The 26818-nt window shown below is 67.4% G+C and carries 24 protein-coding genes and 1 riboswitch; of the genes, 12 read left to right on the forward strand and 12 right to left on the reverse strand.

All coding sequences use genetic code 11. From position 1 onward, the window contains the following. Positions 1 to 28: 28 nt before the first annotated feature. The 4 genes from ACLJRM_RS27350 to rsmA all read right to left on the reverse strand — a co-directional run bounded on the left by ACLJRM_RS27350 (position 29) and on the right by rsmA (position 5411). The gene (locus tag ACLJRM_RS27350) at positions 29 to 1801 is read right to left on the reverse strand and encodes an ABC-F family ATP-binding cassette domain-containing protein (RefSeq protein ID WP_101610626.1); all 1773 of its coding nucleotides are present in this window, start codon (positions 1799 to 1801) and stop codon (positions 29 to 31) included. 67 nt (positions 1802 to 1868) lie between these two features. Further along, positions 1869 to 2834, reverse strand: a complete 966-nt coding sequence (locus ACLJRM_RS27355) for a 4-(cytidine 5'-diphospho)-2-C-methyl-D-erythritol kinase (RefSeq protein ID WP_101610627.1) — start codon at positions 2832 to 2834, stop codon at positions 1869 to 1871. A 121-nt stretch (positions 2835 to 2955) separates the two neighbouring features. Beyond that, on the reverse strand, positions 2956 to 3966 hold the full coding sequence (locus ACLJRM_RS27360) for a methionine ABC transporter ATP-binding protein (protein ID WP_101613516.1): 1011 nt from the start codon (positions 3964 to 3966) through the stop codon (positions 2956 to 2958). A gap of 209 nt (positions 3967 to 4175) precedes the next feature. Then, a riboswitch (SAM riboswitch) is annotated at positions 4176 to 4266 on the reverse strand. A 305-nt stretch (positions 4267 to 4571) separates the two neighbouring features. Next, positions 4572 to 5411, reverse strand: a complete 840-nt coding sequence (gene rsmA, locus ACLJRM_RS27365; protein ID WP_101610628.1) for a 16S rRNA (adenine(1518)-N(6)/adenine(1519)-N(6))-dimethyltransferase RsmA — start codon at positions 5409 to 5411, stop codon at positions 4572 to 4574. 190 nt (positions 5412 to 5601) lie between these two features. On the opposite strand from rsmA, the gene ACLJRM_RS27370 reads away from it, so the two are divergent. Continuing rightward, the gene (locus ACLJRM_RS27370; RefSeq protein ID WP_410664647.1) at positions 5602 to 6537 is read left to right on the forward strand and encodes a DUF222 domain-containing protein; all 936 of its coding nucleotides are present in this window, start codon (positions 5602 to 5604) and stop codon (positions 6535 to 6537) included. A 58-nt stretch (positions 6538 to 6595) separates the two neighbouring features. On the opposite strand, the gene ACLJRM_RS27375 is transcribed toward ACLJRM_RS27370, so the two are convergent. The 3 genes from ACLJRM_RS27375 to metG all read right to left on the reverse strand — a co-directional run bounded on the left by ACLJRM_RS27375 (position 6596) and on the right by metG (position 11026). Then, positions 6596 to 7975, reverse strand: a complete 1380-nt coding sequence (locus ACLJRM_RS27375) for a transglycosylase family protein (RefSeq protein WP_410664736.1) — start codon at positions 7973 to 7975, stop codon at positions 6596 to 6598. A 413-nt stretch (positions 7976 to 8388) separates the two neighbouring features. Further along, the gene (locus tag ACLJRM_RS27380; RefSeq protein ID WP_101610631.1) at positions 8389 to 9225 is read right to left on the reverse strand and encodes a TatD family hydrolase; all 837 of its coding nucleotides are present in this window, start codon (positions 9223 to 9225) and stop codon (positions 8389 to 8391) included. A 7-nt stretch (positions 9226 to 9232) separates the two neighbouring features. Continuing rightward, positions 9233 to 11026: a methionine--tRNA ligase gene (gene metG, locus ACLJRM_RS27385; RefSeq protein WP_168214412.1), complete on the reverse strand. Its 1794-nt coding sequence runs from the start codon at positions 11024 to 11026 to the stop codon at positions 9233 to 9235. Between the two features lie 62 nt (positions 11027 to 11088). Between metG and ACLJRM_RS27390 the strand changes: the two genes are divergently transcribed. The 5 genes from ACLJRM_RS27390 to ACLJRM_RS27410 all read left to right on the forward strand — a co-directional run bounded on the left by ACLJRM_RS27390 (position 11089) and on the right by ACLJRM_RS27410 (position 15635). Then, a complete protein-coding gene (locus ACLJRM_RS27390) occupies positions 11089 to 11679 on the forward strand; it encodes a PadR family transcriptional regulator (protein WP_101610633.1) in 591 nt (196 codons plus the stop codon). Between the two features lie 88 nt (positions 11680 to 11767). After that, on the forward strand, positions 11768 to 12778 hold the full coding sequence (locus ACLJRM_RS27395) for an ATP-binding cassette domain-containing protein (RefSeq protein ID WP_101610634.1): 1011 nt from the start codon (positions 11768 to 11770) through the stop codon (positions 12776 to 12778). Next, positions 12768 to 13532, forward strand: a complete 765-nt coding sequence (locus ACLJRM_RS27400) for an ABC transporter permease (RefSeq protein ID WP_101610635.1) — start codon at positions 12768 to 12770, stop codon at positions 13530 to 13532. The genes ACLJRM_RS27395 and ACLJRM_RS27400 overlap by 11 nt, the downstream gene beginning before the upstream one ends. Positions 13533 to 13625: 93 nt before the next feature. Beyond that, positions 13626 to 14240, forward strand: coding sequence for a glycoside hydrolase family 25 protein (locus ACLJRM_RS27405; protein WP_101613517.1), 615 nt, complete (start codon positions 13626 to 13628; stop codon positions 14238 to 14240). Between the two features lie 117 nt (positions 14241 to 14357). Next, positions 14358 to 15635 (forward strand): aminodeoxychorismate synthase component I, encoded by a 1278-nt coding sequence (locus tag ACLJRM_RS27410; RefSeq protein WP_410664648.1) that lies wholly within the window; start codon positions 14358 to 14360, stop codon positions 15633 to 15635. Between the two features lies 1 nt (position 15636). On the opposite strand, the gene ACLJRM_RS27415 is transcribed toward ACLJRM_RS27410, so the two are convergent. Beyond that, entirely contained in the window at positions 15637 to 16596 is a 960-nt protein-coding gene (locus ACLJRM_RS27415; protein WP_101610637.1) for a zinc-binding alcohol dehydrogenase family protein, read from the reverse strand. Positions 16597 to 16773: 177 nt separating this feature from the next. Here ACLJRM_RS27415 and ACLJRM_RS27420 point away from each other — a divergent pair, with 177 nt between their 5' ends. Then, complete coding sequence (locus ACLJRM_RS27420; protein ID WP_410664649.1) at positions 16774 to 17250, forward strand: QsdR family transcriptional regulator; 477 nt, start codon at positions 16774 to 16776, stop codon at positions 17248 to 17250. 23 nt (positions 17251 to 17273) lie between these two features. Here the strand turns inward: ACLJRM_RS27420 and rsmI are convergent, their stop codons facing one another. Continuing rightward, entirely contained in the window at positions 17274 to 18107 is an 834-nt protein-coding gene (gene rsmI, locus ACLJRM_RS27425) for a 16S rRNA (cytidine(1402)-2'-O)-methyltransferase (protein ID WP_101610639.1), read from the reverse strand. Positions 18108 to 18175: 68 nt separating this feature from the next. Here rsmI and ACLJRM_RS27430 point away from each other — a divergent pair, with 68 nt between their 5' ends. Further along, complete coding sequence (locus ACLJRM_RS27430) at positions 18176 to 19747, forward strand: dolichyl-phosphate-mannose--protein mannosyltransferase (protein ID WP_101610640.1); 1572 nt, start codon at positions 18176 to 18178, stop codon at positions 19745 to 19747. On the opposite strand, the gene ACLJRM_RS27435 is transcribed toward ACLJRM_RS27430, so the two are convergent. Continuing rightward, complete coding sequence (locus tag ACLJRM_RS27435) at positions 19698 to 20684, reverse strand: DMT family transporter (protein WP_158255725.1); 987 nt, start codon at positions 20682 to 20684, stop codon at positions 19698 to 19700. The genes ACLJRM_RS27430 and ACLJRM_RS27435 overlap by 50 nt on opposite strands. 158 nt (positions 20685 to 20842) lie before the next feature. On the opposite strand from ACLJRM_RS27435, the gene ACLJRM_RS27440 reads away from it, so the two are divergent. Next, a complete protein-coding gene (locus ACLJRM_RS27440; protein WP_410664650.1) occupies positions 20843 to 21412 on the forward strand; it encodes a hypothetical protein in 570 nt (189 codons plus the stop codon). Positions 21413 to 21490: 78 nt separating this feature from the next. Here the strand turns inward: ACLJRM_RS27440 and ACLJRM_RS27445 are convergent, their stop codons facing one another. Both ACLJRM_RS27445 and ACLJRM_RS27450 read right to left on the reverse strand, forming a co-directional pair. Continuing rightward, a complete protein-coding gene (locus tag ACLJRM_RS27445) occupies positions 21491 to 23272 on the reverse strand; it encodes a serine/threonine-protein kinase (protein ID WP_101610643.1) in 1782 nt (593 codons plus the stop codon). 89 nt (positions 23273 to 23361) lie between these two features. After that, positions 23362 to 23820: a hypothetical protein gene (locus tag ACLJRM_RS27450; RefSeq protein ID WP_410664651.1), complete on the reverse strand. Its 459-nt coding sequence runs from the start codon at positions 23818 to 23820 to the stop codon at positions 23362 to 23364. A gap of 163 nt (positions 23821 to 23983) precedes the next feature. Between ACLJRM_RS27450 and ACLJRM_RS27455 the strand changes: the two genes are divergently transcribed. From ACLJRM_RS27455 to ACLJRM_RS27465, 3 genes are read left to right on the forward strand one after another with little or no spacing between them, the layout of a single operon-like run. Next, positions 23984 to 24628, forward strand: a complete 645-nt coding sequence (locus ACLJRM_RS27455; protein ID WP_410664652.1) for a hypothetical protein — start codon at positions 23984 to 23986, stop codon at positions 24626 to 24628. Positions 24629 to 24647: 19 nt separating this feature from the next. After that, positions 24648 to 26411, forward strand: a complete 1764-nt coding sequence (locus tag ACLJRM_RS27460; protein ID WP_410664653.1) for a hypothetical protein — start codon at positions 24648 to 24650, stop codon at positions 26409 to 26411. Further along, on the forward strand, positions 26408 to 26779 hold the full coding sequence (locus ACLJRM_RS27465) for a hypothetical protein (protein ID WP_101610647.1): 372 nt from the start codon (positions 26408 to 26410) through the stop codon (positions 26777 to 26779). Before ACLJRM_RS27460 ends, ACLJRM_RS27465 begins: the two co-directional genes overlap by 4 nt. Positions 26780 to 26818: the final 39 nt, after the last annotated feature.

Here is a 26818-nt window from a genome sequence, read left to right on the forward strand (position 1 = left end):
TGGAAGACCCGCTCGCCGTCGAGTGAACTCACTCGATAGCTTCGGAGGTCTCGAGCCACTGGGCCTCGACCTCCTCCTTCTCCGTTTCGACAGCCTTCAGTTCAGTGTTGAGCTCGATGAGCTTCGACGGATCGGTCGCCGCGGCGAGCAGGGCCGCGTGCAGCTTCTCTTCTTTCGCGTGGAGCTGGTCGAGCTTGCGCTCGAGGCGGGACAGTTCCTTCTGCGCCGCCCGCTGTTCCGCGGCGCTCTTCTTGGGCTCGGAGGCCTGCTTGTTGCCCGGCTTCCTGTCGCTCCCTGCCTTCTCCAGGCTCTTGGCGCGCCGGTCCAGGTACTCCTCGATCCCGCCCGGCAGATGGGTCACCTGCCCGTCCCCGAACAAGGCGACGATCGTGTCGCAAACGCGTTCCACCAGGTACCGGTCGTGCGAGACGACGACGAGGCTGCCCGGCCAGGAATCGAGCAGATCTTCCAGTTGCTGCAAAGTGTCGATGTCGAGATCGTTCGTCGGTTCGTCGAGCAGCAGCACGTTGGGCTCGGCCATCAGAAGCCGGCACAGCTGCAGACGGCGCCGTTCACCACCGGAAAGGTCTTCGACCGGGGTCCATTGCCTCGCCGCGGGGAACCCGAGCTTTTCGGCCAGCTGCGAAGCGGAGAGCTCCTGCTTGCCGAACACGACCCTTCCTGAGATCTCTTCGATCGCCTGCAGGACGCGCAGGTCACCGGGCAGATCGTCGAGTTCCTGCCGGAGATGCGCGAGACTGACCGTCTTCCCCTGGACGCGGCGCCCAGTCTCAGGCTCCTTGTCACCACCGAGCAGCTTTAGCAGCGTCGTCTTGCCCGACCCGTTGACGCCGACCAGGCCGATCCGATCGCCGGGACCGATCCGCCACGTGACGTGATCGAGCAGGGTGCGGTCGCCGACGGTCAAAGTGGCGTCCTCGACCTCCAGGACGGTCTTTCCCAGCCGTCGCCGGGCGAACGCCTGCAATTCGACCGAATCACGCGGCTCCGGCACGTCGGAGATCAGCGCCTCCGCCGCCTCGACTCGATAGCGCGGCTTCGAAGTCCTGGCCTGCGGACCACGACGTAGCCACGCGAGCTCCTTGCGTGCCAGGTTCTGCCGCTTCTCCTCGGCCGTCGCCGCCAGCCTCGCTCGCTCGGCCCGCGCGAAGATCCAGTCCGCGTAACCGCCTTCGTACTGCTCGACGCGACCGTTGGTGACCTCCCAGGTCACACTCGCGACGGTGTCGAGGAACCACCGGTCATGGGTCACGACCACGACCGCGATCCTGCGGTTGAGCAGATGATCCGCGAGCCAGCGCACACCTTCGACGTCAAGGTGGTTGGTCGGTTCGTCGAGGACCACGAGGTCCAGCTCACCCGTGAGGGCCGCCGCCAGCGCGACACGGCGGCGCTCGCCACCGGACAGATTCGTCGTCGATTTTTCGACACCGAGAGCGGTGATCCCCAGACCGTCCATAATGGACCGTACTCGCGCGTCAGCGGCCCACTCGTGCTCCGCGCCGTAGCGCTCCAGCACGACGTCGCCGACCGTGCTGCCGACGGGGAGTTCGGTCCGCTGGGTGACCACGGCCATCCGCAGGCCGCGGACTTGGCTCACCCGCCCCGTATCCGGCTCGCTGATCCCCGCGAGGACCTCCAGCAGCGTCGTCTTCCCGCCCCCGTTGAGACCGACGACGCCGATGCGCTGCCCCTCCGCGACACCGAGCGAAACACCGTCGAGCAGCGGGCGCACCCCGAAGGACTTGCTCACCGACTCCAGGTTGACCAAGTTGGCCATGCCTCAGCCGATCCTTTCCAAAAAGCTTGCACCACAACGAATTAGTCGATGTCCATTTCGGACATCCTCATGCGTGCACCCGAGGCGGCGCCGGCCGCGGCGCGTCGTCCCCGCCCACCAGCCGGGCTCCGGGAACAGGCCCGTGCGCGACGCGCACCGTACGACAGACACCAGCGCCGGACAGTTCCGCGGCTACCTCGACGGCCGACTGCGCGTCCGCGCACAGAAAAGCGCAGGTCGGCCCGGATCCGGACACGGTGCCGGCGAGCGCACCCGCGTTGACTCCAGCCCGCAACGTCCGGCGAAGCCCGGGACGCAACGAGACCGCGGCCGCCTGCAGGTCATTACCGAGAAGCAACGCCAGCTGCCGCGGGTCACCGGACGCCAGTGCCTCGACCACCGGAGTGTGCGAACCGATCCGCGGCGGGCTGCCCTCTTCACGCAACCTGTCGAGCTCGCCGAACACCCGCGGGGTCGAAAGACCGCGCTGATCGAACGCCAGGACCCAGTGGAACGTGTGCCTCGACAACACCGGCACCAGCTGCTCACCCCGGCCGGTGCCCAACGCTGTCCCGCCGTAGAGCGCGAAGGGAACATCGCTGCCGAGCTTGGCGGCGATACCAGCGAGTTCGTCTCGGGAGATCTCGAGCTTCCACAGCGACGCGAGCCCGACCAGGGTCGCGGCCGCGTCGGCACTGCCCCCGGCCATCCCGCCCGCTACCGGGATGCCCTTGCGAAGTACCACCCGGACCTTGGACTCGCCATCGGCCTTGCCGACGTGGGCCGCCAGGGCCTGCGCCGCCTTCCAGGCGAGGTTGTTGGCCCCTGTCGGTACGGAACCTTCACCTTCGCCATAGACCTCGATGCCGGGCTCCTCGGTGACCGCGACAGTCACCTCGTCGGTCAGGGAAAGCGCCTGGAAAACGGTCACCAGCTCGTGGTAGCCGTCCGGGCGTACGTCACCGACCGACAGGTGCAGGTTGACCTTGGCGGGAACCCTGACGGTAACTGGGGGCGGTACGACGGCGAGCACGAGACAAGCCTACGTGCCCGCTCCACTTGTACTGCCACCAGGAGAAAGAGAACAGGACGACGCGGACGCAAACGGGCCGCCCTGGACAGAGTTCGTCCTGAGCGGCCCGTTCGTCGGGGAATCAAGCAGCGACGCCCTGCGGCCCGCGGACCGGGTGGGTCACGTGGCCACCACGTTCGGCGATCCAGGCGAGTGCGGCATCCGCGCGCTCGCCACGCACACCGAGGCGGAACCGGCCGACGGGCGTGTCGCCGATCCGGGTGAGGCCGCCTCCGATGGTGGCGAGTTCGACGTCGAAGCGACCGGCCGCCTCAGGCAGCAGCGCACCGACCGACGCGAAGCCGACGAGCACGACGTCCACCGCGCGGTCGTACTTCGAAGCCTGCGCACGGCCGGTTTCGATCGAAGGCAGGAGCGCCTGCGCGGTCCGGCTGTTCGGGTCGGAGACCAGGTCGAGCACGGTTCCGCGTTCGATGATCGCCCCGGCTTCCAGGACCGCGACGTCGTCGCAGACACGGCGCACCACGCCGGCGTCAGGAGTGGTGAGCAGCACGGTGACCCCGAGCTCGGCACGCGCACGGTCGAGCACGGTCAGGACCGCGCCGGATTCCTCGGGCTGCACACCCGCGGTCGGGTCGTCGGCCAGGAGCACGGAAGGTCCGGCGGCCAATGCCTTGGCGATGGCCACCCGGCGCAGCTGCCCCTCGGTCAGCTCGCCCGGACGCTGCCCCGCTCGCGGGGTGAGTCCGACCAGATCGAGCAGATTGCCGACCCGGTTACGGCGCTGCGGCCCGTCGAGGCCGAGTTGTTCGAGCGGCGACGCGATGTTGCCGGCGATGGTGCGCTCGGCGAGCAACTCCGCCTTGGTGTTCACCACACCGACCTGACGGCGGATTTCCCGCAGACGGCGCCCGTCGAGGGTCCCGGTGTTGAGGCCGTCGAGGCGGACGACACCTCGGTCGGGGCGCTCCTGAAGCCCGATGCAACGAGCGAGGGTGGACTTGCCGGAGCCGGCCGGACCGACGACTCCGAACAGCGAGCCGGCTTGGATGTCCACGCTGACATCGCGCAGGGCGACGACGGGATTTCCGTTGAGAGGAAAGGACTTGGACAAGTTTTCGACAGTGATCACGAAGGGCTCCATGCGAATGGGGCGCTGCTTCTTTCGAGCGCGCCAACCGTCACCGATTGCCCGTCCGAACGGACAGGCTTCAGAGGTAAGGGAAAGACTCAGGCAGTAACGGTTGAGCGTCGACACGCACTTACCGTGCGGCGACCTTCGTCGACTACGCGTCGCCTGGTCAGCAGGAGCGGGTGGGTGACCCTGTTCATTAGGCACAGCCTCCATCGGTCCTGGCGGTAGCACCTGCCCTGTGGAGGGTGGTTGCTGCGACTTCGGCGAGCCAGGTCTCTCAGTCGCTCGGGATGGCTCACTGAGTAAAACCGATCCCACTGGATGAAAGCAAGCACGTAGGCGCAGATCACACGTCTGGTCGCGTCCATCATACAGGATCGCCTGTCCATATAATGGGAAGGCGGCGAGTGTTATCGTGCCGGACCAGAGCCCCTGCCTGCTAAGACAGGTTTGGATCATGCAGATCCAGAAGAGGATTTACGCAGTCGTGCTGACCTTGACCAACTCGCTTCCGCGCGGTGCCGGTCACAGCTGCAACAGGGGAAACACCGCTCCCCTGACCGGGCCCGTGTCAGCCTGCGAGACGGTCTTGCCTGCCGTGGTCAGTCGGTCGCCGCTGCGATCCGAGCGAACTGATGAACGTCCAACTGCTCGCCGCGGGTCTTGGGGTCGATACCCGCTTTCTCGAGCAACTCCCCCGCGCGTTCGGCAGAGCCGGCCCAGGACGCCAACGCCGCACGCAAGGTTTTCCGCCGCTGCGAGAAGGCCGCATCGACCACCGCGAACAATCGCTCCCGGCTCACGGACGACACGACGTCGTCGCCTCGCTCGAAAGCGACCAGTGCGGAATCCACGTTCGGAACGGGCCAGAACACCGAGCGGGGAACCGCGCCGACCTTGCGCGTCTTCCCGTACCACGCGAGCTTGACGCTGGGGACGCCGTAAGTCCTGCTCCCCGGGCCGGCCGCCATGCGGTCCGCGACCTCGGTCTGGACCATCACGAGACCGCTGGTCAGCGACGGCAACTCGGCGAGCAGGTGGAGCACGACGGGAACGGCGACGTTGTACGGCAGATTCGCGACGAGTGCCGTCGGCCGTTCAGGCAGGTCGTCCGCCTTGATCCGCAGAGCGTCCGCCCCGACGACCGTCAGCCTTTCGGCTCCGCCGCGTTCGGCCACGGTGTTCGGCAGCCGCCCGGCCAGCACGGGGTCGATCTCGACCGCGACGACCTCGGCGCCGGTCGCGAGCAGTCCCAGCGTCAGTGAGCCGAGGCCCGGTCCGACTTCCAGTACGACGTCACCTTCACCGACCCCGGAAAGGTCGACGATACGGCGCACCGTGTTGGGGTCGTGCACGAAGTTCTGGCCGAGCTTCTTGGTCGGCCGGACGTCCAGCTCGGCCGCCAACGCCCTGATCTCCGCGGGCCCGAGCAGTTCAGTCACCCGACGATCGTAGCCAGCCCTGGCGGGCGCCTCCGATCGCCCGACCCGCCCGCATCATCCATCCGCAGTTTCCAAACCGGCCTGCTTCCCACGCAAGAGTGATCGGTGCAAGTTGGCATCGCCGGAGCGTGATCATCATCTACCCGATCGATACCGTGCATTCGTTCGACTCTGGGCCGACAATCGAGGGATGACCAGCACAAACACTCCCAAGGCCTTCCCGCTCAATCTGCCGGAAGGTGACCCCGAGCTGCTTCTCGACGAGTTGCAGACACGGCTGCGCGAAGGGCGACGTCTGTTCGCCGAAGTCGGCCAGATCCTGGCCGAAATCGAGTCACGAGGTGTCCGAGAGCTCTACGGATACAACTCGATCGCCGTCTTCTACGAGCATGTGGCCCGGGTCCCCCGGGCCGAGGCGCAGAAGGTGACCGGTCGGGCACTCGCGCTCAACTCGAGACGCTCGCGCGACGGGACTTCCACTCCGCCCGTCGCGCCTTTGACCGGAGCCGCGGCCGCCACCGGCGTACTGGCCGATGGCAGCATCGATCGAATCGTCAAGGTGATGCGGAGGCTGCCCGAGCACGTCCCCGCAGACACCCGGCTCGACGCCGAGAAGGTCCTGGTCGATCTTGCCGGCGTCGCGAGACCGCGCGACGTCACGATCGCCGGGACAGACCTGCTCGCGCGTCTCGATCCGGACGGAGGTGACACCAAGGACCCCGGCTCGAAAAACCCCCGAAGCGAATTCTGGTTGCGTCAGAAACGCACCGGCCGGTGGGACCTGCGCGGCAACCTCGATCCCGAGACCGGTGCCCGCTTGAACGCGCTTCTGGTGCCACTGGCACATCCGGCCCCGAACGGAGAACCCGACGACCGCACTCCGGCGGAGAGACGTGGTGACGCTTTCGCGGAGATCGTGGATCTCGCGGCAGACGGCCCGGAGATCCCCTTGCCTCGGCGAAGCTCGGAGCAGGCCGCCGAGCAGCCTCCGCACGCGGAGCCTGTCGAGAAACCTGAACGAGTACGGGATCTGGCCCACATAAGGCCTCCGCGCTGGTGGGCACGGCTGTCGAGACCGAGACCCGGCGCGCGAACCTCATCCGCATCGGAGCCCAAAGCGGCCTGAGGGCCACCTTGCGGGCGGAACCCACAGATGACCCTCAGGAAGGAGAATTTTCTGGCTGTCAGGCCTTCTTGCCGCAGTGCGGCCAAGCGCCGTAGCCACCGCGGTCGTCGCGGACCTTCTCGGCGACGGCGATCTGCTGGGCCTTGCTGGCCTGATGCGGGTACGCGGCGTACTGCGAGCCGCCGTAGGCGTCCCAGGTGCTCTTGTTGAACTGCAGGCCACCGTAATAACTGTTGCCGGTGTTGGCGGCCCAGTTGCCGGTCGACTCGCACTGCGCGATGCGGTCCCAAGCGCCGGCGTCGCCGATGACCGGGTCCGCAGGCTTCTTCGTTCCGACCTTGACGATCTTGGGCTTGGCCTCGGTGATGACCTCTTCCGAGACCTTCTCGCGGCCGACCTCTTTGCCGTTGCGCTTGGTGACCTTGTAGGTCACGGTCTTCTGGCCCGGGGTGCCCGGGTCTTCGACCTTGGTCTTGCCCTTTTCGAGCTCCGGGTCGTCGACCTTCTGCTCGGGCGGCGCGATTTCCTCGTTCTGCTTGACCATGGTGACGCCGGTCCGGCTGACGTGGACCTCTGCACCGTCGACCAGCTTGACGTCGAGGCCACCGACGGCCTCGTCGTCCGGGCCGAGGGTCATCCGCAGCTCACCGAGGAATTCCTTGGTGGTGACCGAGTTGGTCTGAACCTTGCGCGGTTCGTTCGCGCCGTCGTAGACGGTGACGTTCTTGAGGGTCCTGACCTCGACGGTGGCGCCCTCGAGCGGGAGTTCACCGTTCTGCGGGAGCGAAGTCCAGGTGCCGGCCTTCGCGAGGTCAGCGCGACCAAGCTGGTTCAGCGCTTCGCCGAGGTTGGCCGCGCGGACCCAGGACTCCTGCTGCGGCGCGCCGTCGACGATCAGGTTCAGCTTGCGGCCACGCTCCAGCTTGATGACGCCGCCGTCGCCGACCTCGGCCTGGGGCGAGGGCGAGAGGGAGTCGTGCGCGCCGACCGAAAGACCGGCGTCTTCGAGGACTTCGCCGACCGTGTCGCCGAAGCTGTGCACGGTCTGCTGCTTGCCGTCGATGTCGAGCGTGACGCTCTTGTTCATCGCCATCGCGGCCGCGCCGCCACCGCCGAGGGTGAGCAGCACCGCCATGACGGTTCCCTTGAGGAAACGCTTCTTCCAGACGCGGGTCGCGCTCGCGATGACCTCGTCCTTGGTCGCGGCCTTCATCGCCGCGCCCGCGGTGCGGTCCTCGGCCATCTCGTCCGGAATGACGATCGGCGGGAGCATGGTGGTCTCGGCGCTGATGAGGCGGATCAGCTCGTCGACATCGACGTCGATCTCGGCCATCAGGGTTTCGGCGTCGGAGCCGAGCGCGGCCAGGACGTCCTGGTGCGTGATGCGCGGATCGTCGGAGTAGTCCAGCTCGCCGTAGTGAGTGTCGCGGTCGAGCACGGCAACCGAACCGGCGGAAGCGAAGGTGTTCGTCTCTGCGCCGAGGCGCGAGCCATCCTGCCTACTGCTACCAGTCACTGGGTCGTTCCCTTTCCCAAGACGTGAAGGAGCTCGACAACCGCTCCACAACGTCCTTCGTCTCGATGCGCACTTCGGCACACCTCTAGAAGTCCGACACCCGCAGTCAGCGCCATCGTCACGGTTCCAGGCCGTACCGCTCCTGGTTCCGCTTCCCCGACGTGCACTGACGTGACTGTGGGCGTAACAGCCGGAAACCGCATGAGCGGATACCGACCGGCACGATCACGGGACAGTAACGAACCTCGCCGGGTTGCGCAAACACCCCCCGGAGTGTCGTGACGTTGGTCACTCATCAGAGTGGACCATTGATGATCACTAATGTCGCAATCCGTTCAACTGGGGGTGACTGTCGGCAAACGAAAGACCCGCTCAGCGGTCACTCGCACTGATTCGGCCACCTCGTGCACCGCCTCGCCCCTGAACGTGGCGAGGTGGCGAACGGTGTAGGCGGCGCAGTAGGGCTCGTTCGGTCGCCCACGGAACGGATGAGGGGTCAGGAACGGTGCGTCCGTTTCGACGAGGTACTGGCCCGCCGGAACGATGCGTGCCGCCTCGTGCAACCCGCGCGCGTTGCGGAAACTGACCGTTCCCGCGAAAGAAAGGACATAACCTGCGTCGACGCACCGGCGTGCGATGTGCTCGTCCCCCGAGAAACAGTGGAAGACGACCTGCTCGGGTGCTCCCTCTTCCTCGAGGATCCGGAGGACGTCTTCGTGCGCGTCCCGATCGTGGATCATCAAGGGCTTGCCGATCCGCTTGGCGAGATCGATGTGCCACCGGAAGGCGTCCTGCTGCGCATCGTGAGGCGAGTAGTCCCAGTAGTAGTCGAGGCCGGTCTCGCCGACCGCAACCACTCTGGACTCCTTCGCGAGACTCTCCACTTCGGATTTCTCGGCCTCGCCGAATTCCTTGGTACGCGTGGGATGGATCGCGACGGCTGCCCAGACCCGGGAGTCCCAAGTGGACGCTTGCGCGGCCCATCGGGCGGCCGCGAGATCGTCCGCGACGGTGATCACCCGCGAAACGCCGGCGCGTTCGGCGCGATCGACCATGGCTGTCACGTCAGCCGCGGTGACCGCGCCACACGCGTCGAGGTGGGTATGCGCGTCCACCACCGAAACCGGCAACCGGTCCGGGATCGGCGGCAGTTCCTTCTTCTCCGCACCCATCAGCTGATCACTTCGAGATCGGTGCCCATTCGGGACCGGTCTCGCCTAGTTCCGGGTCCAGTTTGGCGAACAACGGGGTCGGCTTCTCCAGCGGCTTGCCGACCTCGATCGGCACGGACTTCCAGCGTGCCTGTTCGGTCTTGTAGTCCCCGGTGATGATGGGGTTGATCCGGCCGGGGATGTCGAGATCCTCGACTTCCTGGAGTTCCGGCTGCGCCGCCCAGACACCGGAGCCGCCGAGTGCCTCGTGCACCTTCTGAGCCGAGTGCGGCAGGAAGGGGGTCAGCAGCGTGTTGGCGTCCGAGACGACCTGCAAAGCGGTGTGCAGGACGCTGTCGCGGCGGGCGGGGTCGTCCTTGAGCTTCCACGGCTCCTGGTCCGACAGGTACCGGTTCGCGGCGGTGACGACGCGCATGGCCTCACTCGCCGCCGCCTTGAACCGGGACCGCTGGAGGTGGGCGCCCGCGGTGTCGAACGCCTTGCGGGAGAGCTCCTTGAGCTCCTCGTCGGCGGCCGTGGGGGCGTCCGGACGCGGAATGGCGCCGACGTTCTTGTGGGCCATGGAAATGGACCGGTTGACGAGGTTGCCCCACTCGTTGGCCAGTTCGAAGTTGGTCCGGCGGACGAACTCGTCCCAGGTGAAGTCGGTGTCCTGGGTCTCGGGGCCCGCGACGGAGATGAAGTACCGAAGGGCGTCCGGGCCGAACTCACGCAGGAAGTCGTGGACGTAGATGACCGTGCCGCGCGAGGTCGAGAACTTCGAGCCGCTCATCGTGAGGAACTCGCTGGAGACGATCTCGTCGGGCAGGTGCAGCTTGCCGTACTTGCCGGGCACACCACCGCGGTCGCCCTCGCCGTTGTGGCCGAACAGCAGGGCGGGCCAGATCTGGGCGTGGAAGGTGATGTTGTCCTTGCCCATGAAGTAATAGGAGCGGGCGTCCGGGTTGCTCCACCACTCCTGCCAGGCGTCCGGGTTGCCGGAACGGCGCGCCCATTCGACGCTCGCGGAGAAGTAGCCGATGACAGCGTCGAACCAGACGTAGAAACGCTTCATCGGCTGGTCACGCCAGCCGTCGAGCGGGATCTTCACACCCCAGTCGAGATCGCGGGTGATCGGCCGCGGGCGCATGTCGTCGATCAGGTTCTTGGTGAAGTTGAGGACGTTCGGGCGCCAGTCGGTCTTGCTGGACAGCCATTTGCCCAAGGTCTCGACGAACGCGGACAGGTCGAGGAAGTAGTGCTCGGTCTCGACGAACTTCGGCGTTTCACCGTTGATCCGGGACTTCGGGTTGATCAGCTCCGCGGCGTCGAGCTGGTTGCCGCAGTTGTCGCACTGGTCACCGCGCGCGCCGTCGTAGCCACAGATCGGGCAGGTGCCCTCGATGTAGCGGTCGGGCAGGGTGCGGCCGGTCGAAGGGCTGATCGCGCCCCGCGTGGTCTTGGGAACGACGTAGCCGTTGCGGTGCAGCGCGAGGAAGATCTGCTGCGTGACGTCGGCATGGTTGCCCGTGGTGGTGCGGGTGAACAGGTCGTAGGTGAGACCGAGTCCCTGCAGGTCCTGGCCGATCTGACGGGTGTACTTGTCCGCCGTCTGCTGGGAGGTCAGGCCTTCGTTGTCCGCCTGGACGGTGATCGGGGTGCCGTGTTCGTCGGTGCCGGACACCATGAGCACCCGGTTGCCGGCCATTCGCTGGTAGCGGGAGAAGACGTCGGACGGGACGCCGAATCCGGACACGTGGCCGATGTGGCGGGGGCCGTTGGCGTAGGGCCAGGCCACCGCAGTCAACACTGGGGTGCTCATGCTTGTTTAGCCTACGGACGTCGTCTAAGGCATTGTTGTCCGGGAGAGGATCGGAGGCCTCGGTGTCCGCCACGCGTCTGCTGGTGCTGGGTGTCGTGCGCATGCACGGGAAGGCACACGGCTACCAGGTCCGGCGCGAACTTCTCTCGTGGGCGGCCGACAAATGGGGAAATGTCCAGCCGGGGTCGATCTATCACGCGCTGAAGAAGATGACCGCCGAAGGCCTCCTGGAACAGGTCGACGACATCGAAGCGGGCAGCGGGCCCGACCGCGTCGCGTACAAGCTGACCGAAGACGGGGAGACCGAGTTCCTCGTACAGCTCGGCAGGGCGTTGTCGAGCGACGACGCGACCGGGTACTCGTTGTCGGCGGCAGTCACGTTCATGCCGACCCTGCCCCGCACGCAGGTGCTGGCCCTGTTGAAACAGCAGCTGGCGAATATGGAAGCGCACGCTCAGTCGACCCACTACGCCCGTGAGCACGCCATCGACCTGGGGAAGCCGCCGCACGTCAGCGAGCTGTACCGCCTGTGGAGCGTGCACGCGGAAGCGAACGTGACCTGGATGCGAGACCTGATCGGCCGCCTTGAAGCGGGCGAGTACGTGATGGCGGGCGAAGGCGACGAAGCCGTGTTCGGCGCGCCACCCAGGTAATCAAATTTGACCAAGGAACGACTACTAGGGCACAGTGCGTCCTGCGGCTAGTCAAATTTGACTAGCCGGACACCGGAAAGGGGTAGACATGATCAAGGCACGCGGCCTTGAGCGGCGTTTCCGCCGCAAGGGCCGCAATGGGGGCGAGGTCCACGCGGTCAAGGGCGTCGATCTCGACGTGTCGGCCGGGGAACTGGTCGGCTTCCTCGGACCGAACGGCGCGGGGAAGACCACCACCCTGCGCATGCTGACGACGCTTCTCAAGCCCACCGCCGGTGAAGCCACGGTCGGCGGCTGTGACCTGCTCGCCGACCCACTGGGGGTGCGCCGGCGAATCGGCTACGTCGCACAGGGCGGCGGCACGGCACCGACGAGCAAGGTCGTCGAGGAGATCGAGTTCCAGGGGCGGCTGTACCGGATGAGCAAGGCGGACGCGCTCGCGCGCGGGGCCACCCTCGCCGACCAACTGGACCTCGCCGGACTCGACCAGAGGCAGACCGCTACCTTGTCGGGCGGGCAGCGCCGCCGTCTCGACATCGCGCTCGGGCTGATCCACTCGCCCGGTCTCGTCTTCCTCGACGAGCCGTCGACGGGACTCGACCCGCAGAGTCGCGCGAACCTGTGGGAGCACATCCGCAGGCTGCGCGACGAGCAGGGTGTCACGGTCTTCTTGACCACGCACTATCTCGACGAGGCCGACGCGCTCTCCGACCGGCTGATCGTCATCGACGACGGGAAGATCGTCGCCGAGGGCACGCCGGATTCGCTGAAGGCGAGGGTTTCCGGCGACAGTGTCGTCATCGGGCTCGCACCGGAGTCGGCGGCGGAGACGGCGGAGATCGCCGGCCGCCTCGAAGGGGCACACGAAATGACCGTCACCGACGGCACGGTGCGTTTCCGGGTACCGCGCGGGGACACCGCGATGCCCGAACTGCTGCGGGCCTTGGACGCGCGTGGCATCCCGATGATGTCCATGCAGGTGCACCGGCCGACGCTAGACGACGTCTTCCTGACCCTGACGGGCCGAAGCCTGCGCGACGCCGAGGAGGGCGCGCCGGTCGAAGACGCTCCGGAAAAGGAGGCCAAGCATGTTGCATGACACCTGGTTGATCTTCCGCCGGGACATGCTCGCGGCGTTGCGCAACCCGACCTGGCTGGTGATCGGCATCATGCAGCCGCTCCTCTATTTGTTCTTCTTCGGGCCGCTTCTGGTGAAGGCACTCAACTTGCAAGGCCTGTCCGATGTGGACGGCTGGATGATCTTCACCCCGGCGATCATCGCGCAGCTCGCGCTGTTCGGCAGTTCCTTCGTCGGGTTCGGTCTCCTCGCGGAATACCGCTCGGGCGTGGTCGAACGGATGCGGGTCACGCCGGTGAGCCGGGTGGCGTTGTTGCTGGGCAAGGTGCTCGCCAACGCGCTGCAGACGGTCGTCCAGGCGTTGATCATCATCGCGTTGGCGTACCTGGTCTTCGATTTGAACGCACCGTTCGGCGGCGTCGTGCTCAGCCTGGTGATCGTTTTCCTTCTGTCGATCACGTTGGCGTCGTGTTCGTACGCGCTGGCGCTGACCCTCAAGAGCGAAGACTCCTTCCCGGCTTTGCTCAACGCGGTTCTCATGCCGTTGCTGCTGCTGTCCGGAATCCTGTTCCCGATCACCGCGGGCTCGGCGCCGGATTGGCTGTACACGATTTCCCGCTTCAATCCGTTCCGGCACGTGGTGGATGTCGAGCGGAACAGTTTCCGCGGTGACTTCTCGATGGACGCGCTGTTCACCGGGAGCGTGGTGGTGCTGGTCATGGCCGTTCTGGCCATTTGGTGGGGCTCGCGGACGTTCCAACGCGAAAACGCCTGAGACACGCTGTAGCGAAAGGTCACCTTGCGGCCGCTCCGCGGACGTAAGGTGACCTTTCGCGCGTACTGGGGCAAAATTCGAGGACAGGTGACTTTGATCGATCCGGAAGGTGAGCACGGAGTCACCCTGTCCCACCGGGAGACGGTGACGGACTGGGCGGCGGTACGTGGTGCCGACATCCGGTTCGCTTCGGTCACCGTCAGCGAGAACACCAACTGGCGGGACGTCGCCGCGGAACGCAATCTGGCGGGCGCGCAGCACGCCGGGATCCACACCGGCGCACGGCATTACGCGCGTCCCGGCGCGGTCCACGACCAGGCCGACCATTTCGTGCGGACGGCGAGTGCGCTCGGCGCCTTCGCGCCCGGTTCGCTCGCGCCGGCGCTCGAAGTGGAGGCGCCCAGTGTCGACGACCGGTTCATCAAGGCGTGGATCAAACACGTCAGGCACGCGGCGCGCGTCGAACGCGTTCTGGTGTACGCGGGGCTCGATTGCTGGACGAACCGCCTGCATCCGGACAAGTGGGCGGACAGCGAAGTGGTGTTGTGGCTGGTCAGGCACAACGAGATCCCGGGAAGGCCGGGCTGGTTCCACTCGCGGCTGGGATTGCACCAGCACGGTTTCGGCACCGGGCTGCCCGGCGTGAACGGGCCGATCGCCCAGGACGCCGTGGTCTATCCCTTCGCGCTCTCGGACCTGCTTTTGTAATGCCTCCGTGACGGCGGGTATGCGTGACGTCACCGAGGCCGGCCCGCGTGGTCGCGGATCTCACTTTCCGGCCGAGGCGGGTTGCGTTTCCGGCCACCCGGGCGGAGACAATGTCGCGTGCGGTTGATGTGCCGGAGGCTGCGGACGGACGTCGCGCCCGAGCGGGCGCTGGCGGCTCTCGGGGTACGCGCCGCGGCCCTCGGTCTCGCGCCCCCGGCCGCGCTTTGCGGAGACTGGTTTTCCTCGCGCGCGGTCATCGCGCTGAGCGCTCCCCTCGCTCCTGTCGAGGACGTGGCCGAGGCGTTCGCGATTCCCACCCGGATGCCTTCCGTCCGTGACGCGGTGCCCGGCGCGGTCGGCGGCGGCTGGTTCGGCTACCTGGGTTACGACCTGACCGACCCCTCCGGCCGTTCCGGCGGCCTGCCCCCGGCCGTCTGGGGCTGGGTCGACCAGGTGCTGCGGCTGGACGCGGACGGTTCGTGGTGGTTCGAAGCGTTGGTTCCCGAGGATGCCCCGGATCCGATCGGTGAGGTTTCCGCGGTGGAGTCCTTGCTCGCCGATCTTCCCGAAACGACGTCTTGGAGTTCCGGCCCGCTGTCTCGGCCGCTTCCGTCGGAGCACTACGACGCGGTGAAGGCCTGCGTGCACGCGATCGAAGCCGGTGAGCTGTTCCAGGCGAACATCTGCGCTCGCTTCAGCGGAGGATTCGACGGGGATCCGATCGCGTTGTTCGCCGAAGGTACGCGCCGCCTGGGGGCCCGCAGGGCGGCGTTCCTCACTGGCGAGTGGGGCTCGGTCGTATCGTTCTCGCCTGAGCTTTTCCTTGCCAGACAAGGGCGACATGTCCGGTCGACGCCGATCAAGGGCACCATGCCGCGGCGGAACGCCGACGACGAGCATCTCGCCCGGCGACTGCGGGAATCCACCAAGGACGTCGCCGAGAACGTGATGATCACCGATCTCGTCCGCAACGACCTCGGCCGGGTGTGCGCCACCGGCAGCGTGCGCGTCCCCGAACTGCTCAAGGTCCGGCCGGCGCCCGGGGTCTGGCATCTTGAGTCCACAGTGGAGGGTTTGCTCGACGACGGGGTCGACGACGCGGCCCTGCTCGCGGCCACCTTCCCGCCGGGTTCGGTGACGGGCGCGCCGAAGATCCGCGCGCTGGACCTGATCGCCGAGCTGGAGCCCGCGGCGCGCGGTGTCTACACGGGCGCTGTCGGCCTCGCTTCGCCGATCGCGGGGCTGGAACTGAACGTCGCGATCAGGACCTTCGAAATCCACGACGGCACGATCGAGCTGGGAGTCGGCGGCGGGATCACCGCCGACTCCGACAGCGAGGCGGAATGGCAGGAATGCCTGCACAAGTCCGCTCCGCTCGAGCGCCTGCTCGGCTGAACTACTTCGCAGGATCCAGGAGGAGCTTGCCCGCGGTGCCGCGCGAGCGCAGGGCCTCATGGGCGGCGCGCGCGTCGGAAAGCGCGTACTCGCCGCCGGCGACGGCGCGGATCCGGCCGTCCAGTGCCAGCGAGAAGAGCTCGTCGAGCGTGCGGCCGAAGACGTTTCCGGGAAGTTTGAAGGCGTGCGGCAGCCACATCCCGGACACGGTGGTGCTGTGCCCGAGAAGGTTGCGGGCTTCGATCGGCTTCGGCTGCTCGCGGCTGGCCATCCCGTAGAACGCGAGCCGGCCGAACGGCGCGAGGGCGGCGATGCTCTGGTCCGTGACGGTGCCGCCGGTCATGTCGAGAACGATGTCGACACGCTTGCCGCCGTTCGCCTCGCGGAGCGCGTCGGTCATGTTCTCGGCGCGCGAATCGATGGCGACGTCGGCGCCGAGTTCGAGGGCGAGGCCACGCTTCTCGTCACTGCTGGCGGTCGCGATGACGCGGCTCGCGCCCCAGGCCTTCGCGAGCTGGACGGCGATGGAGCCGACCCCGCCCGCCGCCGCGTGCACGACGACGGATTCACCGGGCTCGAGATGGGCACTCTTGCGCAACAGGAGCGAGGCGGTGGTGCCTTGGACGATGAAGGAAAGCGCGGTCAAGTCGTCGATGCCGTCGGGCACGCCGAAAGCGGTGACCTCGTCGGCCACCGCGCGCTCGGCGTAGCCGCCACCGCCGTTGAGCAGCGCGACGACACGCTTGCCCTCCGCGGTGCGCCCGACGACCTCGCCGCCGGGCACGAGCGGGAGCTTGCTCGGCGCGAGGTAGGAGTTCTCGGCTTGATGCGTATCGGCGTAATTGACGCCGATGCGATCGACGTCGACGAGCAGCTGACCCGGGCCGGGAACGGGATCGGGCAGGTCGACGAGGTTGAGCACCTCGGGTCCGCCGAATTCGGTCACCTGTACTGCGCGCATCCGCTTCCTCCTCATCGAGATGAGACATTCTTGCATATGTCTCATCCGTGAGACATAGCGTGATATGTTTCACTCATCGAAACCGCACTCGAACGCCAGCTGACCTCGCCGCGCCCGGACGCCCTGCGCGCGTTCACGATCGCGCGCGCCTGGTTCCTCGACGGGCGCCGGGTGGACATGGGCGAGCTCGCGGGTGAACTGGGGATCAGCCGGGCCACGCTGCATCGCTGGGTCGGCGGCCGGGATCAACTGCTCGGCGAAATCCTGTGGTCGATGACCGTGGAGGTTTTCGAAGCGCGGGCTTCCGGCAAGCTCGGACGCGGCGCGGAGGGCATCGCGGAGCTCGTCGGCACCTTCGTCCGGACCGTGAACGACTCGAAACCGTTCAGGGAGTTCTTACGCGCTGAACCGGAACGGGCGCTGCGGATTCTGACGACGAAGGCCAGCGTGGTCCAGAGCCGGGCGATCGCGAAGATGTGCGAGTTCCTGGGCGAGGAGGTCACGGCCGGACGGCTCTCCCCGCCACTGCCGGTCGAGGACCTTGCTTACCTGCTGGTCCGGATCGGCGAATCCTTCATCTACACGGACGTCATCACCGGCGCCGAGCCCGACGCCGCAAAGGCGTACGCGGCCGCGAGGGCCCTACTGCCCTAGTCCTTACTTACTTACTCACTCACTCATTTACGGGACGCGAGGACGGCGTCGTAGAGCTCCTTCTTGGAGACTCCCGTGGCCTCGGCGACTTCGGCGGCTGCGGATTTGAGGCGTTCGCCCGCAGCGACCCGCGACGAGACTTCCGGGACCAGGTCCGCGACGCTCACCGAACGCGGAGGCGCACCCGCCAGGACGACGGTGATCTCGCCTTTGACGCCGTCGGCCGCCCAGGCGGCCAGGTCCGGCAGATTGCCGCGTTTGACCTCTTCATAGGTTTTGGTCAGTTCGCGGCAGACGGCGGCGCGACGGTCGGGGCCCAGGACGTCGGCGGCGTCGGCGAGCGTGCTCGCGAGACGATGCGGAGACTCGAAGAACACGACCGTGCGGGGCTCGTCCTTCAGCGAACCCAGCCATTTCGCGCGTTCACCGGGTTTGCGCGGGGCGAACCCGTCGAAACAGAAACGGTCGCAAGGCAGTCCGGACAACGCGAGCGCCGTGGTCACCGCGGAGGGGCCGGGGAGGCAGGTCACCGGCACGTCCGCCTCGACGCAGGCCGCCACCAGGCGGAATCCGGGGTCGGAGACGCTCGGCATCCCGGCGTCGGTCACCAGCACCACCGTCTCGCCCGACTGGAGCGATTCGAGCAGTTTGGGCAGACGGGCGGTCTCGACGTCCTCGTAGAAGCTGACCACCCGCCCGACCGGCGAAACGTCGAGGGCGGCGGTGAGGGAGCGCAGGCGCCGGGTGTCTTCGGCGGCGATCACGTCGGCCGTCGCGAGGGCTTCGGACAGGCGCGGCGAAGCGTCACGGACGTCTCCGAGCGGGGTGGCTGCCAGCACGAGGCGTCCTTCGGTCATTCCCGAAGGTTAACCGGTTCGCAGATCCGGACACCGAGTTCACTCTTCCGCCCGTAGGATCATGCCCCGTGACCGCACTGCTGACCCGTGACGACGAGAGCGTGCGGCCGGATCCGGTCGACGCGCTCCGGCCACCGAGCGACCGCGAGGCCACCCTCCTCGGCCGCGGCATGCCGACTGACCGCCTTCGCGGCTGGATCGTCACGCTGGTGCTGACGCTCATCGGTGGCATCGTCCGGATCCAGAATCTGGCAACGCCCACGGACAAGGGCACCCCCGTCTTCGACGAGAAACACTACGTCCCGCAGGCGTGGCAGATGCTGCGCAACGGCGGTTACGAAGACAACTACGGCTATGAGCTGATCGTGCACCCGCCGTTGGCGAAGCACCTCATCGCGATCGGTGAGTGGCTGTTCGGCTACAACGCCTGGGGCTGGCGGATCATGCCGGCGCTGGCGGGCACGCTGATCGTGTTCCTCACCATCCGCGTCGCCCGGCGGCTCACCCGTTCGACACTGCTCGGCGCTGTCGCCGGGATCCTGGTGATCAGCGACGGCGTGCTGCACCTGCAGTCGCGGATGGGCATGCTCGACATCTTCATCGCGGTGTTCGTCCTCGCCGCGTTCGCCTGCGTGCTGTGCGACCGCGACCAGGTGCGGCGGCGGCTGGCCGTCGCCGTCCGCGAGGGCTGGATCGAAGAATCCCGGTTCGGCCCGAAGCTCGGTTTCCGGTGGTGGCGGTTCGCCGGCGGCCTGATGATCGGGCTGACCTTCGGCGTCAAGTGGTCGGCGCTGTACTACATCGCCGCGTTCGGCCTGCTCACCGTGTTCTTCGACGTGGCCGCGCGCCGCGCCGCCGGGGTGCAGCGGCCTTGGGTCGGCACGCTGCGCCGCGACGTGCTGCCCGCACTGTGGGCGATCGTCGTCATCCCGATCCTGGTGTACCTCGCCTGCTACTGGGCCTGGTTCGCGAGCGAGACCGCGACCGACCGCAACTACGTGGCGATCAAGGACCTCGATCCGGGCTTCTGGGCCTGGATGCCACCCGCGCTGCGGTCGCTCGGCGACTACTCGATGAACGTCCTCGACTTCCACGCGAACCTGGTGACGCCCAAGGACAAACCGCATCCGTGGGAGTCGAAGCCGTGGACCTGGCCGATGGGGCTGCGGCCGATGCTCTACGCGTACGCGGGCGGCACCGACGCGACCGGCTGCGGCGAGTCGACCTGTATCCGGGCGACGATGCTGATCGGGACACCGGCGATGTGGTGGCTGGCCCTGCCGATGCTCGGCTGGAGCCTGTGGCGGTCGTTCTTCCGAGCGGACTGGCGCTACGCCGCCGTGCTCGTCGGCTACTTCGCCGGGTTCCTGCCCTGGTTCACCAACCTCGACCGCCAGATGTACTTCTTCTACGCGACGCCACTGGCGCCGTTCCTGGCACTCGGGTTGACCTTGATCCTCGGCCAGATCCTCGGCGGCGTGAAACGCGGGTTCGAAAGGCGGGGCACGGGCATGCTCGTCGTCGCCCTCTACGTGGGTCTCGTCGTGGCCAACTTCGCCTGGCTGTGGCCGATCCTCAACGGCAATGCGATCACCAATGAGCATTGGAACGCCGAGTTGTGGCTTCCGTCCTGGAAGTGACCTCGGCCTGATCCGGTGACCGGCGGCGTGTGAACCGGGCGCGGGCGAAGACGCCTGCCGCGACCAGTGCGGTGATCGCGACGATGCACACGAGCGACACCGCCGACGGCCTCAGCCGGGGATCCGGCAACTGCAAGAGCAGCGCGAACACCGGCGACAACGTTGTGATCAGTGCCGCGGTGATCGGTTCGGTATGCCGTACGCCGACTTGGAACAGGTACATCGGCAGGGCCACGCCGATCACCGCGAGCACGGCCGACGGCACGAACGCTTCCCCGAGCCGGGGCGTTTCGTCGAAGGCGGTGAAGGCCCAGCCGATCGCGATGATCAGCCAGAAGCGGGTGGCGAGCACCGAACGCGGGCTGTTCCCCGCGTCGCTGAGCCGCTTCGAAAACATCACGTTGCCGGTGGACGCGAGCCCGCAGACGAGGGTGAGAACGATGCCGAGGACGATCTCGGCGCCGGGGCGCTCACCGACACCGCTGTGCCCGGCGAGGGAGGCCCAGACCAGCACGACGAGCAGGCCGCAGATACCGATCGCCGTGGCGATCTCCGCACGCAGGACCGCGCTGCCGCGGCGCAGGAAAGTTCCGAGAAGCACCGTCAGCGCCGGGCCGATCGCCAGGCTGATCACGTTGACGATGGCGGGCTCGAGGAACTTGAGCGCATACAGCATGCTCAGCCAGGTGACCGCGGTGGTGACGTTGATGGCGAGGACGTCGGCGCGCTGCTCGCGGAACGGGCTCAGGGCCGCCGTCAGCCCCCTTCTCACGACGTCGGCGCCGAAGAAGAAGGCCGCCGCGAGACTGAGCGAAATCGCCGCGACGCTGAGCGGACTCAAAGTCTGGACCTGGTTGCCGGCATAGACGTCGAGCGTCGCGGTGAACACCGCGAACGCCACCAAGGGCACCAGACCGGTGCGCGCGGACGTGACCATCATTCCCCCATTTGCATGTACGTACATCAAATGCAGATACATGCAGATGTTTTCAGCGGGCATGTCGCCCGTCAAGGTCGGATTTCTTCCTTTGCCTGTGACACTCAGGGCCCAGTTGTTACTCTTCCCCGGTCAGCAGCACTTCGACAGGGGGCACCATGACGATCCGACCGCTCGCCACGACCTTCGCGGCCGCGGCCCTGTTCCTACTCGTGGGGTGCGAGGAACAGACGGCCGGGAGCGCGTCGCCGCAGCCTTCGGCGGTTCCGGGCACCTCGACCGCGCCGACGAGCAGCAGTTCGAGCGCTCCCGCTACGACCGCTTCACGGCCTTCAGCGGCTTCGGCGACCGCTTCGCCGGTCACCAAACCCGCCACCGGTGGCCCGGCGGCGCATACGCCGGTCGGCGCCGCGAGCGTGATGGAGGAGTTCCACCACGCGCTGGGCGCCAAGAACCTGGAAACCGTCTGCCGGATTTCGGCGCCCGCCTACGACGGCGGGATCAAGGAGTGCCGCAGTCTCACCCCGATGCTGTTCGAGATGTTCACGCCCGAGGATCTGAAGAACCTGAAAGCCACCCGGGTCGATCCCGCGAAGGTGCGGAGCAAGGGTCCCGACCAGGTGACCGTCCCGCCCAAGGCGATCGCGCCGAAGGCGACGATCATGGACAGCGACCCCAAGACGTTCACGATGGCGTGGCGCGACGGGACCTGGGTCATCATCGACTGAGAGAGCAAGGGACCTTTGCTAGCGTTCGTTAGCACACTAACTAACGCTAGCAAAGGTCCCTTGCTCTCTTTTCGCAGGTCAGCGCGGGTGGCGCTGGGCCTGCGGTTGCTGGTGGGGCTGAGGTTGTGGCGGCTGCTGCGGAGGGCGGCGCTGCACGATCTGGGTCACCGGGCCGTCCGGCGACTTGCCGGCGCGGGCCAGCCAGCCTTCGACGTCGCGGCGCACGGCGGTGAGCGTCGGGCGGCGGCGGGGCTCCTGGTCGAGCGACGCGATGAGGATCCGGGCGTGGGCGCTGCGATTCGGCAGCTTCGAGACCGGTTCGGCGCGGGCGGCGGCCATCAGCGCGGCCATCGGGGTCTCCCGGGTACCGCGGGGAGGCTGGCCCGACAGCGCGTAGCTGACCGTCGCGGCGAGCTGCCAGGCGTCCGAAGCCGGGCTCGCCGGGGAGCCCATCGCCTGCTCGGGAGCGACGAAGTCCGGCGTGCCGATCATCATCCCGGTCGCGGTCATCTTCGAGTCGCCCTGACTGCGGGCGATGCCGAAGTCGATGAGATGGGCGAGCCCGTTGCGGTCGAGGATGATGTTCGACGGCTTGAGGTCGCGGTGCAGCACACCCTTCTCGTGTGCCGCGGCGAGCGCGCCCGCCATGGTCGACCAGAGGCGCCCGGCGGCGATGTCGTCGAGCGGGCCCTGCGAATCGACGATCTCGGCCAGCGACTTGCCTTCGAGGTACTCCATGACCAGCGCGAGCCCGTCCGGCTCCTCGACGAGGTCGTACACGCGGACGCAGTTGGGATGGTTCACGACGGCCAGAGCCCTGGCTTCGCGCTGCATCCGCTCCTCGGTGTCACGGTCCGGCGCGTGCGCGATCTTCAGCGCGACAGTGCGGTTGAGCTGAGTGTCGACCGCTTCCCACACGGTGCCGAAGCCACCGTGGCCGAGCCGCCGGACGCGCTTGTAGCGGCCGCCGCCGGAGTTGCGGGACCCCGGAGGGGCCGGGACCGGTCCCGGCACAGCGGCCAGGGCGGGCGGTTCGGGCGCCTGCGCGAGCGCCGTCGCCGGGTACTGCTTGGGCGGCGGCGGGGGCGGCAACTGCTGCTGCGGCTTCGGCGCGGGCGGCTCCGGGCGGTACGGCTCGATCTTCTGCCGGGGCTGCGGGTCCGGCCGGTTGATCACCGACCACGGCGGCGGGCCGACCAGCGCGACCGGGATCAGGCCCAGCACACTGAGCGGCAGGAAACCGAGCCAGAAGTGCACGGCGGTGTTCGCGCCCATGCCGACGCTCGCCAGCACCATCAGCACGAACGGGATCCAGAAGAAGCGCGAAGGCCACTTCGGTCCGCGGCGGAACGCTGTCCGCGCCTGCAGCATCACGAACAGCAGCGACAGCGCGGGCAACCCGACCAGCAGGATCAGATAGACGATGTACGAGAGCTGCATGCCGTTCGGGTAGAACAGCACCTCGTAGACGTTCTGGCCGCCGCCGAGGTACACGCTCTGCTTGCCGATCAGCGGGCTCTGGTCGGAGGTGAACGTCGCCAGGTCGCTGGAGCTGAACCCGGATTCACCGCCCGACTCCGTCGAGGCGGCCTCCTGGTAGACCTGCGAAAGGCCGGTGGCCAGCACCCATGGCAACAGGAAGACCGCGACGACGCCGATCCCGCCGAAGACGGACAGGGTCACCACGTCGTAGCGGTTGCCGGTGCCTTTGCGGATGATCGCGACGATCATCGCTCCCAGTGCGGGCAGTAGCGCGACCAGCGCTCCCGCGGTGCTCGTCGCCCACACCCAGTCCCCAGGCCAGATCCCTGGCCCGAACAGGCTGTGCGCGAACGAAAGCAGCGCGCTCGCTAGCCCCATGGCCCTGCTCCCCTCGCTGATTCGGCCGTTTCCGGCGGTTTTTCCCTAGTCCAGCTTAGGACGCTCTACCGGGCCGAGGGGTTGCCGGGTTATATCCCGTGTCTCCAGATGACCGGTGTGACCCGTTCGGCATCGATCTGCCAGCGCTGCTTGCGCCGGGCGAACACGAGCGCCGCCAGACCGGCGCTGCCGAGCACGCCCGCCGCCACGACCACGGGGATGTTCCCGGACAGCGCGCCCAGCACGACGACGGCGAGCCCGGCGGCCACGACGACGATCACCAGTGCCAGGGAAAGGTGACGATTCCGCCACACCCACTCCTCACCCGCGCTGAGTTCGGCTTGCAGCGCCGTCGCGGACGCCTGGACGGCTTCACCGCCCACGCCCAGCTCGATCAGCCTTCGCGCCGCGTACCCGCAGAACTCGCGCTGCCGGGCGGAAGTGAAGACCGGGATCCGGTCCCGGGTGAGACTGCGGACGTCGACGGTCAGCGCGGCGAGTTCGGCGGCGAGACCGTCCCTCAATTCGACGTCATCCGGTCTGGTCATGAGCTCGGCCTCGAGGCGGGAAGCCTCCGCCAACCGATCACCCGGCGTCCTGTCCATTCGAACTCCCCTCGGAACCCCGTCATCCGACCCGGCGAATCATGCTACGCTCTGTGCCCGTTCGAACACCCGCTCTTTGTTCGCGCCGTGCCTGGGGAGGTCACGAATGTCGGCGAGCAACGCGCGGTTGGCGCTGGGCGCCGCCGCCGCGAATTTGACCTTGTGCGCGCTCGTCGGCGCCACTTTGCTGATCACCACGGCGAAAGAACCACCGGTGACCGCGCCGATCGCGGCGTCGGCGGTCTCGTCGTCGGTGGATATCTCGCTTTCCCCGTCCTCTCGGCAAGCGACGACGACCACCGGCGTGACGGCGCGGCCGGACGTCGATCAGGCGAGTGGCACCGGCGGTTTCCGGACCGTCGTCCCGCGCGGGTGGAATCCCGAACCGATCAAAAACCAGCCTGGTTCCTTCCAGGCCACCGATCCCACCAGGGCGAGCCACTACGTCCGGTTCGGAAGCTATTCCGCTTCCGGCGAGATCGGGCAGTTCCGGGCGGCTTCGGAACAAGAAGCGAAAACCCGGCTTCCCGGTCTCAGCAGGCTCCGGATGGAACCGCGCGCGGTTCGCGGTTTCGAAGGGGTGGACTGGGAATTCACCTGGGACGGACGGGAAGGACAACAACGGCGGGTCCGCGGGATCTATTGGCGTACCGGCGGAATCGAGTATTTCGTCTACGTCTCGTCGCCCGCTTCCGACTGGACGGCCTGGGAACCGTTCGTCGCCGTGATGCTCGACAACTCGACACCTTGAACGCACCGACGGAGACCGGATGACGAACTGGGCCGCTTTGGCGGCTTCGCACAACGTCCCACCCGATGACAGCACCAGATATCTCGCCGCGGCGGCCCATCTCGATTCGTCCTACGCCGATGACGCCATCCGCGAATATCTCGTCGAACCGACACGGCCGGTCCCGCCGTCACCGGGTTTCCACGCGCCGACGGTGCTCGCCGAGGCGATTTCGGCCCGGTCGCGGCGTAAATACCGGGACGCTCTCCTCGGCGTGCTCGCCTTGGTGTTCCTGTACTTCTCGATCGGAACGGCCCTTTTCTCCATTTGGGTGTTCCTCGCGGGCCTGCTGTCCATCCGGTCGATCTGGAAGAGGATGCGGACGGGGAGGCCAGGCGCGGCGCTGCGCGGATTCGGCAGTTTGTTCGCGCTGGCCGTGGTGCTCTTCTTCGTCACGGCGTTCACCTTCGGCGGACTGTTCCTCGAAGATCTGGGCGTCAGCAAGTATTCTTCGTCGTCCTCCGGCCGTTACGGCGATAGCTATGGCAGTGACTATTACGGTGGCGGGACAACGGTTTCGGATCCGTCGCTGGCCTACATCGGCGCGATCGCCGCCGTGGTGATGCTGCTGATCCTGGTCGCCGACCGGATCACCGTGTGGCGGCTGCTGACCGTCCGGTACGGCCGCCGGGCGCGAAGCCGTCCGTTCGGAGGCAAGTCCCTCGACGAGCGCCCGTCCATCGCGGCCGCGCCGCCGCGATTCCGCACCGAACTGGAACGCCATCGCCACGATCGGCAGGTCCACAGCGGCGACGGCGTGGTGCCCTTGGTCGTCTATCGCGGCTACAACCCGTTCGTCGGCGCCGGCGTCGCCCGGCAGTCCTGGTCGATGGTGCTCCCGCTCGAGAAGCTCGACGAGACCGCCAAACCCGACGGGACTCCCTTCGACGAGCTCACCACGGTGGCCTTCTACCAGCGGATCCGCGCCGCGATGCAGGTTCTGCAGCGAAGCGACGCGCTGACCCCGGACAGGCGGCTGCGCGAACTGCGGATCCAGGACGTCGTCTACGCCTCCGCCGACGAACTGGTGGACCACGCCCACGAACCCGTCGCCCTTCCCTACCTGCCCCGTCACGACGGCCCGCCGTCGTATCTGCTCCCCGCCGCGGAAGCCGAGCAGGTGCGGCGCCAGCCGAGGGAATGGGCGAGGCATTACCTGACCTTCCAGGTCGAAACCTGGGACAGGGACCTGATGATGTCGGCGTTCCTGCACGCCGCCGTCGACAGCAGCACGCTCTACCTCGAGTGGACGCCGTACGTGCTGCCCCCGATCCGCGACGAGTACCGCGTGGTCGACCGGATGACGATGAACTACCTGACCGCGATCGGGCAGGGCGTCCTGCGCTGGCTCAAACTGCCTGCCACCACACCGGGCCGGGTCTGGCACGCGATGCGGACGATCCGGGCGCAGCCGCACGACATCGACACACCGAACCCCAGCCGGTACGGCTCGGCCGAAACGCTGCGGGAACTGGCCGCCGCGGAAGAGGTCCGCGACTACTTCCAGCTCGTCGACGTCGAGCGGTACGAGAAGATCCTCGAAAGCAGGCTGGTCCCGGCGATCAGCCAGGTGATGCGGGACTGCGGCTATTCCGCGGCCCAGTTCGAGCGCCAGGCCGCGACGGTGATCAACAACGACATCACCATCACCGGCACCAACAACGCGCCCATCGTGACCGGTGGCGTGAACCAGGGAACGATCTCCGGCGGCACCGTGCAGCAGCCGAGGAACGAGGAGAAATGACCAGGGAGCCCACCAATCGCATTGCGGTGACCGGGGTCAGCAACGCGCCGATCGTCACGGGCGGCGAGAACCACGGCACCATCAGCGGCGGGACGATCCACTACGGCGCCACGCCGGAACAGGTCAGCGACCTCGTCGAACTGCTCACCCGGTTGAAGACCGAGGTCGGCCAGTCGGGCGTCGAGAAGCGCGAAGTCATCGAGGACAACCTCGACGACCTGGCGGAGGACGTCCGGAATCCGGCCGAGGCCAACTCCGCGGTCGCGCTGAGTCGCTGGGAGAAGGTGAAGAAACTGCTGGCCGGTGCCTCCGACTTCACGGAACTGATCGGCAAGATCTCGGAGAGCGTCGGCAAAATCTTCGCCTGAGGGGCGATCGCGTGACGGCCGGGACATGATGGGTCCGGT

The sequence above is a fragment of the Amycolatopsis sp. lyj-84 genome, from assembly GCF_046549075.1.
Taxonomy (GTDB): domain Bacteria; phylum Actinomycetota; class Actinomycetes; order Mycobacteriales; family Pseudonocardiaceae; genus Amycolatopsis.

What these genes read in the sequence shown, in the direction of transcription:
- ACLJRM_RS27350 (WP_101610626.1), bottom strand. Translation starts at nt 1,801, where the DNA reads ATGGCCAACTTGGTCAACCTGGAGTCGGTGAGCAAGTCCTTCGGGGTG.
- ACLJRM_RS27370 (WP_410664647.1), top strand. Translation starts at nt 5,602, where the DNA reads ATGACCAGCACAAACACTCCCAAGGCCTTCCCGCTCAATCTGCCGGAA.
- ACLJRM_RS27380 (WP_101610631.1), bottom strand. Translation starts at nt 9,225, where the DNA reads ATGGGTGCGGAGAAGAAGGAACTGCCGCCGATCCCGGACCGGTTGCCG.
- metG (WP_168214412.1), bottom strand. Translation starts at nt 11,026, where the DNA reads ATGAGCACCCCAGTGTTGACTGCGGTGGCCTGGCCCTACGCCAACGGC.
- ACLJRM_RS27395 (WP_101610634.1), top strand. Translation starts at nt 11,768, where the DNA reads ATGATCAAGGCACGCGGCCTTGAGCGGCGTTTCCGCCGCAAGGGCCGC.
- ACLJRM_RS27400 (WP_101610635.1), top strand. Translation starts at nt 12,768, where the DNA reads ATGTTGCATGACACCTGGTTGATCTTCCGCCGGGACATGCTCGCGGCG.
- ACLJRM_RS27415 (WP_101610637.1), bottom strand. Translation starts at nt 16,596, where the DNA reads ATGCGCGCAGTACAGGTGACCGAATTCGGCGGACCCGAGGTGCTCAAC.
- ACLJRM_RS27420 (WP_410664649.1), top strand. Translation starts at nt 16,774, where the DNA reads ATGGGCGAGCTCGCGGGTGAACTGGGGATCAGCCGGGCCACGCTGCAT.
- rsmI (WP_101610639.1), bottom strand. Translation starts at nt 18,107, where the DNA reads ATGACCGAAGGACGCCTCGTGCTGGCAGCCACCCCGCTCGGAGACGTC.
- ACLJRM_RS27435 (WP_158255725.1), bottom strand. Translation starts at nt 20,684, where the DNA reads ATGGTCACGTCCGCGCGCACCGGTCTGGTGCCCTTGGTGGCGTTCGCG.
- ACLJRM_RS27440 (WP_410664650.1), top strand. Translation starts at nt 20,843, where the DNA reads ATGACGATCCGACCGCTCGCCACGACCTTCGCGGCCGCGGCCCTGTTC.
- ACLJRM_RS27445 (WP_101610643.1), bottom strand. Translation starts at nt 23,272, where the DNA reads ATGGGGCTAGCGAGCGCGCTGCTTTCGTTCGCGCACAGCCTGTTCGGG.
- ACLJRM_RS27450 (WP_410664651.1), bottom strand. Translation starts at nt 23,820, where the DNA reads ATGACCAGACCGGATGACGTCGAATTGAGGGACGGTCTCGCCGCCGAA.
- ACLJRM_RS27455 (WP_410664652.1), top strand. Translation starts at nt 23,984, where the DNA reads ATGTCGGCGAGCAACGCGCGGTTGGCGCTGGGCGCCGCCGCCGCGAAT.
- ACLJRM_RS27460 (WP_410664653.1), top strand. Translation starts at nt 24,648, where the DNA reads ATGACGAACTGGGCCGCTTTGGCGGCTTCGCACAACGTCCCACCCGAT.
- ACLJRM_RS27465 (WP_101610647.1), top strand. Translation starts at nt 26,408, where the DNA reads ATGACCAGGGAGCCCACCAATCGCATTGCGGTGACCGGGGTCAGCAAC.